Genomic DNA, 6,000 nt, shown 5'->3' with positions numbered 1-6,000 from the left:
CTTCGAGATCCAAAAACAGTGCGAATCCCTATGCTGTGCCAAATTGAACAGCTCAGTACAACCTCTGCCTGCACGCTTTATGCGGAAGAACCCAGTTCTCAGCGGAAATCAACAGCCGGTAGTCCTCGATCGCCGTGACGCGCGTGCGCACCAAGTCGCGCACCGCCTCGTGCGTCTCGTCGGGAACCCACACTGCGGTCAGCTCTCCGGCTCGCAGCAGCCGCGCCAGGCTCTGCGCATCCCGCCGGTTCGTCTTCACCCGGTCGCCCGGTCGACGCGGGATCAACGACTGCGCCACCACCGTGCATTCGTGGCCGAGAGCGAGAACCTGCCGATACAGACCATAGCCGGTGGGTCCAGCTTCATAGCAGACGTGCAGTGTCTCGTGGCGGCTGGCCAGTCTCCGGATCAGTTTGCTCACCCCGTCCGGCGTATTGTCGAACTCGCCAAGGTAGCGAACCTCCCCGTTCCGTCCGCTCTCGGCCACAGCCACTGCGTTGCGGGCCTTGGCGGTGTCGATCCCAACAAATGCCACACCATGTATCTTCATGGCTTGTCCCCTGTGCGTTGAGGCTCGGCCCGGCCCATCCGGGCAACCCTCGCCCCGCATATGTGGGACGAGCCACCTCAAACCCGCAGCGGACATGCGGTCTTACGCACTATCTCTGGCGCGCGGTCGATCAGACTGGAACCGTGCTCAATATTCTCGTGCAGAAACGGCGGGATACGGAGGCAGCCAACCGGTTCTTTCGGAAGCTGGTCAAAGGTCAGGTCGAAGCGCCCAGAGTGATCGTAACGGATAAGCTAAAGAGTTACGCGGCGGCCAAAGGAGAAATCCTGCCAAAGGTCGAACACCGACAAAGTCGCTACCTGAACAACAGGGCCGAGGTTTCGCACCAACCGACACGACGACGATAACGGCAGATGTAACGGTTCAAATCTGCAAGCCAGGCACAGCCCTTCCTATCCGCTCATAGCCGCATTCATTCTCACTTTTAGCTTCGCCGTCATCTCATACTCGCTGCCCAATGCCGCTCGCGCCGAGAGACAGCACTCAGCGTCTAGCAGGATGTGGACTGCGTCGATACAGCCGCATGATCTTGCAACTGTAGCCGCCCCCGACCCGCTTCCGACGCAACAACCTCACAAAGCCCGGAATACGCATCCCTCTTGCCTCTTTTGTCTTTATCGATAACACAATCTTACCAACAGTTGAGCTACGTCAAGGCCTCGCTGGGGGTCGAGTCCGTCGTCGCACCCGAGGTCTTGTAGTCAGACGACTACTCGGCGTTACGAGGCGTCCGTCGATGGTTCGTACTTCGATCGGTGCAAGTTCCTGGTCTGTCGCACTGTCGATCATAACCGGCGTCTGCTCATCTGGAGCGAACAGATGTTTCTCCCCCCATTGCCAGAGAGCAGCAACAACGACAAAAAGCTTTTCACCCTCTGAGGTTAGGCGATATTCCCCGCGGTATCTGCCATCTGGCAGGGTAACAGCCTCCATGACTCCGACTTCTGTTAATTTTCGGAGCCTAGCTGTCAAAACATTCGTCGGAATACCGCGTTTTTTAAATTCTCCAAACCGACGCATTCCACTCAGTGCATCTTGGATGATAAGTAGGGACCACCAATCCCCGATGATGTTTAGCGCCCGAGCTGTGGCACATGAGCTTAGGCTCAAATCTGTCTTTTTTCCCCTGCCCATGCACATTCGATCCCAGTAAAAGTTTCGGCCTGGTCGGCCAGTTGAGACGCTTTCATATTTAAATCGTAGCTGACAAGCAAGAGATCTAGCGTAGTAGGCCGTAGACTCATAAGCGCGGAGCCACAGCCGCATCGAGGCGAGCTGCACCATCGCGAGGAAGTTGACCGCCAATTTGTCATAGCGAGTGGCGATGCGGCGGAAGTGTTTCAGCTTGGAGAATGTTGATTTCCGCTGTGAACTGACCCGGGCGGGCCAGAGGGCCGGCTTCAAGGCCGATTCAAGCCAAGTCCAGCCCTAAACTCCTAAACCACAAGATCAGAGCCTCTGGCTCGCTACTTACCTTCGCTTCCCGGATGATCCGGCCACCCCCGTCGACAACGCAGATGCTCGAGCTTTCTAAAGATACGTCGATTCCTCAATGATGCTTGGAGCAGGAACCTCCCTCCGGACTCCGTTGACTGACACCATCACTCTGAGGGACGACCGCCAATCCGGCTATTCTCCCAGCAGCCCGTTACGCCATCTAGGTTGGATACGAATTTATTACGGCAGGGTCGCTTCCAATTCCAACTAAACGCACGAAGTTATTTCCGCTCGCACCTGTGTAGCTCGCTTGTCCAGCGGCGGTATACACGCGAGCATCGACCATGCAGCCGGTGCCCAACGATCCGAATTCAATGCCTGCGCCAGTATTGCTGTTAAACTCACCCGATAGCGCGATCGTCTGAACACCATTCGCTATAGAGACACCGTTCCCTTTATTGAAGGCACAAAACAATCCACTTATGGATACATCAGATGCCGTTAGGGAGACGCCTGACAACGCATTACTTTCAACAACCGCGCCGTTCACTACTGTTGCGCGCGCACTTGGAAGAATATTTAACCCATTTGATTTGTTGTTGGTAATCGTTAATCCGCTTAGTGTATTGCCTGAGCCCGAAAATACGATGCCATCGAGCCCATTGTTATACGAGAACACTGTCGTGAGCGTTGAGCCAAACCCATTGTTCGAAAAGGTGATACCATACTGGCCATTACTATATGCAGTTACCAACGAGCCTAACAACCAGCCAGCTCCCGTAACCAAAATCCCTCCCCCAGTGTTACTCTCGCTTTGGACACCCGACATATTCACACCGGCTTGAACCTCAATGCCGAGGCTGCCGTTGCTATAAGAATGAACCGTAACCAGGTTGCAGCTTCCAGAATAGCTCGCACTCTCGCTAATCGATATGCCCACTCCGCTGTTAAGAAATGAGAGAGTATTTACAATATTTGAATCATGTGGGCCGTAGAAGGTGAGGCCATTGGCACCATTCTGAAAGAATTTGCAGTTTTCGATCCTTGATTCCATCCCATTGCTACCAACCGCAACAGGAACTGAACCTGAAGTTCCCCATTCAGAATAAAATCCATCTCCATGGGCACCGAAGAACTCGCAGTCGCTAATCACGTAGTCGTAGCCATAAAGTGCCACACAACGTCCGCCCGAACGCGTTCCACCAGCATTAAACGAGATCCCTTCGATACAAAATTGGTAAGGCCCCGTAGGCAAGTTGGAACCTGTCAACGTAGAAAACTGATAGCTCTGAAGCATGTCCATAAGGGTTCCAGCCGCAGCAACAATGTTTGTTTTGCCGTGACCGCGGCCCCTTAACTTGACCCGTGTTGCTATGACAATAGTCGAAGCGATCTCGTATGTACCAGACAAAAGGTCGACTATTCCACCCCCATTACCTGCGACATAAGCGATGGCGGCGTTTATGGCAGCAGTAGCATCACCCCCAGTCGTTGACGCCCCAAATTGGTTAGCGCAGATGGGCTGGCTATTGAGAGCACGCTTCCAGCGGCGCCCAGAGGCGTCGACGATAGTTGCTCCTCCATTGTCGACGGAAGTAGTATCTGAAGCGTCATACCAAAATGCGCCTTCGCCGCCATCACCAGGAGTGCGATATCCCTCGACATAGCAGGTTGGCTCCGTCTGCACCGTAGTCTCGGCACGAAGGGCAGCGATGTTTGCTACCGAAACCATCGTTGTTGTTGTCATTGGAAGTCTCTTTGTTTTCAGCTGCTTATAGGGTCAGAAAAGAGACTGACACGAGTGGCCCATTTGTAAACTCAAAACATCTTGACATAATGGTGTTTGTACGACGCGTTGGGTGTAAGCGCCCGATAGAATTGTCCGCATTGAGCCGGATAGAAATGTCCTTCTTCCCCCTCGAGATCGGGCCGGTTCCATCAGGGGGTTGGCATGGGTTTGGTGCTGATGAACGAGCGCGAGCTGCATCGTGTTGGTGTTCTGGCTGAGATCCGGTCTGGCGATCGGACGGTGGCCTCCGGAGCCGCACTGCTGGGGCTGACGGCACGGCATGTTCGACGGCTTGTTGAGCGGTATGCCCAATCTGGCGCGTCCGGACTGGTGCATGGTGCGCGTGGGCGCCCGTCGAACCGACGTCGCGCGGTCGCCGAGCGTGAGCAGGTTTTGGCGCTGCTACAGGCTCATTACCTTGGCTACGGCCCGACATTGGCATCGGAGGCGCTCGAGGCGCGTCATGGGCTCCATGTGCCGCGCGAGACGCTCCGCAATTGGATGCGGGAAGCCGGTCTGTGGCTGACCCGGGCGCAGCGACGGCGCTTTCATCAGCTGCGGCCACGGCGGGAGCATTTCGGCGAGCTGGTGCAGATCGACGGATCGGAGCATCGCTGGTTCGGGCCGGATCATCCCGCCTGCACGCTGCTGGTTTTCATCGACGATGCGACGGGACGTCTGATGCAGCTACAGTTCGTGCCGAGCGAGAGCACGCAGAGCTATTTCGGGGCGCTTGAAGGATATCTGACCCGGCACGGCTGCCCTGTTGCCTTCTATTCGGACAAGCACACGGTGTTCCGGATCGCCAAACCGGATGCGGTTGGCGGTCAAGGCATGACGCAGTTTGGCCGCGCCTTGGCAGAGCTGAACATCGAGATCCTCTGCGCCAACTCATCCCAAGCCAAAGGCCGGGTCGAACGGGCGAACCGCACGCTGCAGGACCGCCTGGTCAAGGAGCTGCAACTTGAGCGGATCACGACGATCGCGGCTGCCAATGCGTATCTGCCGGGTTCCATGGAGCGCTTCAATGGGCGGTTCGCACGGCCCCCTGCCCGGCCTGGTGATTTGCATCGGCCCCTCAAGATCACCCTGTCTCGGCTGAACGACATTCTGTGCCGCCGGGAGATGCGGCATGTTGGTCACCAGCTTCATCTCTCCTGGCATCGCAAGTTGCTGATCCTGGAGCGCAGCGCCCTGACTGAAGGACTGGCTGGGAAATACATTGAGGTTTTTGATTTTGGTGATGGCCGGGTCGAGTTGCGCTGGCAGGGTCTCTCATTGCCCTACCGCGTCTTCGAGAAAGATCAGCGCGAGATCCATGCCTCCGTGGTGGAGAACAAGCGGCTGCCGGCCCCCAAGGCTGCATTTGGCAGTCGACACGCTCGGCCACCTGCTCGCTCTGCACGTGACACCTGCCGACCGTGATGATCGTGCCGAGGTTGGCCGCCTGGCGGAGGTGATCCAGGCCGCGACCGATCAGAGCGTCGAACTCGCCTTTGTAGACCAGGGCTACACGGGCGAACGACCGGCCACCGCAGCCGCGCTGCATGGGATCGCTCTCGAGGTGGTCAAACTGCGCGAAGCCAAGCGCGGCTTCGTACTGCTGCTACGCCGGTAGGTGGTTGAACGCTCATTCGCTTGGGCCACCAGGTGCCGACGTCTCGTCAAAGACTATGAGCGCTATGCTGCTACTCTCGCTGGCCTGCACGTCGTCGCTTTCGCCTGTTTCATGATGAAGCAGGCCACCCTCCTCATCCCAGGTGCATAACACCCTCTAGATCGCTAAGTGGTTAGCAGGTGAATGAGCCACATCAATAGTCATCTCGGCTCGAAGATGAAAACCGGATAGTGGAGCCCATAGATGATCTTATTTCATGCTCACGCGATGCGCCCTGCTCAACGGCTGAATCAATAAGTGCTTGTCGCGCTTCGCCGTAAACTCGCGTCGCTCGACTTACTTGCCTCGCCTGATGAGGAGCAATAAGCTGTCGTTGAATCCGGACAAGTTCATCGGCCGCGTCCAGGTAGCGTTTGATTATAATATTCATATGAACACTCACAAGTTGATTCATTATACAGCAAGAAATCTCCTACGAAATATGCTGGGTGTAATTTTCACGTGAAGAGCGATGTTGGCCAGAGTATCAACCTCGAGGAGGTCGGTTCACGCGCAGCAGCCTGTGGACAGGGGATCTGCGCATTG

General features: G+C 56.1%; 3 protein-coding genes and 5 pseudogenes. 3 read left to right on the top strand and 5 right to left on the bottom strand.

Annotation, left to right across the window (positions count from 1 at the left end; all coding sequences use genetic code 11):
- Positions 1-112 precede the first annotated feature (112 nt).
- Positions 113-550 (bottom strand): annotated as a pseudogene (locus ACYQ6W_RS21425) (IS110 family transposase); the annotation flags it as partial.
- On the opposite strand from ACYQ6W_RS21425, the gene ACYQ6W_RS21420 reads away from it, so the two are divergent.
- Positions 529-918, top strand: a complete 390-nt coding sequence (locus ACYQ6W_RS21420) for a DDE-type integrase/transposase/recombinase (protein ID WP_459678182.1) — start codon at positions 529-531, stop codon at positions 916-918. The pseudogene ACYQ6W_RS21425 and the gene ACYQ6W_RS21420 overlap by 22 nt on opposite strands.
- Before the next feature lie 304 nt (positions 919-1,222).
- On the opposite strand, the gene ACYQ6W_RS21415 is transcribed toward ACYQ6W_RS21420, so the two are convergent.
- From ACYQ6W_RS21415 to ACYQ6W_RS21400, 4 genes and pseudogenes are all read right to left on the bottom strand, one after another.
- Positions 1,223-1,705, bottom strand: coding sequence for a winged helix-turn-helix transcriptional regulator (locus ACYQ6W_RS21415; RefSeq protein ID WP_459678185.1), 483 nt, complete (start codon positions 1,703-1,705; stop codon positions 1,223-1,225).
- 114 nt (positions 1,706-1,819) lie between these two features.
- Positions 1,820-1,924 (bottom strand): annotated as a pseudogene (locus ACYQ6W_RS21410) (IS5/IS1182 family transposase); the annotation flags it as partial.
- A gap of 61 nt (positions 1,925-1,985) precedes the next feature.
- Positions 1,986-2,117, bottom strand: a pseudogene (locus ACYQ6W_RS21405) (IS110 family transposase); the annotation flags it as partial.
- Positions 2,118-2,228: 111 nt separating this feature from the next.
- Complete coding sequence (locus ACYQ6W_RS21400) at positions 2,229-3,755, bottom strand: right-handed parallel beta-helix repeat-containing protein (RefSeq protein ID WP_459678181.1); 1,527 nt, start codon at positions 3,753-3,755, stop codon at positions 2,229-2,231.
- Positions 3,756-3,959: 204 nt separating this feature from the next.
- Between ACYQ6W_RS21400 and ACYQ6W_RS21395 the strand changes: the two are divergent.
- Both ACYQ6W_RS21395 and ACYQ6W_RS21390 read left to right on the top strand, forming a co-directional pair.
- A pseudogene (locus ACYQ6W_RS21395) lies at positions 3,960-5,144 on the top strand (ISNCY family transposase); the annotation flags it as partial.
- Position 5,145: 1 nt separating this feature from the next.
- Positions 5,146-5,565: pseudogene (locus tag ACYQ6W_RS21390) on the top strand (transposase); the annotation flags it as partial.
- Positions 5,566-6,000 lie beyond the last annotated feature (435 nt).

The sequence above is a fragment of the Acidisoma sp. 7E03 genome, assembly GCF_054665075.1.
Note: the sequence above shows the minus strand (reverse complement) of the source record. Positions and strands in the feature narration are given on the sequence as shown.

Excerpts from the sequence above, each read along its gene's own strand:
- ACYQ6W_RS21420 (WP_459678182.1), top strand. The coding sequence starts at position 529 with ATGCCACACCATGTATCTTCATGGCTTGTCCCCTGTGCGTTGAGGCTC.
- ACYQ6W_RS21415 (WP_459678185.1), bottom strand. The coding sequence starts at position 1,705 with ATGGGCAGGGGAAAAAAGACAGATTTGAGCCTAAGCTCATGTGCCACA.
- ACYQ6W_RS21400 (WP_459678181.1), bottom strand. The coding sequence starts at position 3,755 with ATGACAACAACAACGATGGTTTCGGTAGCAAACATCGCTGCCCTTCGT.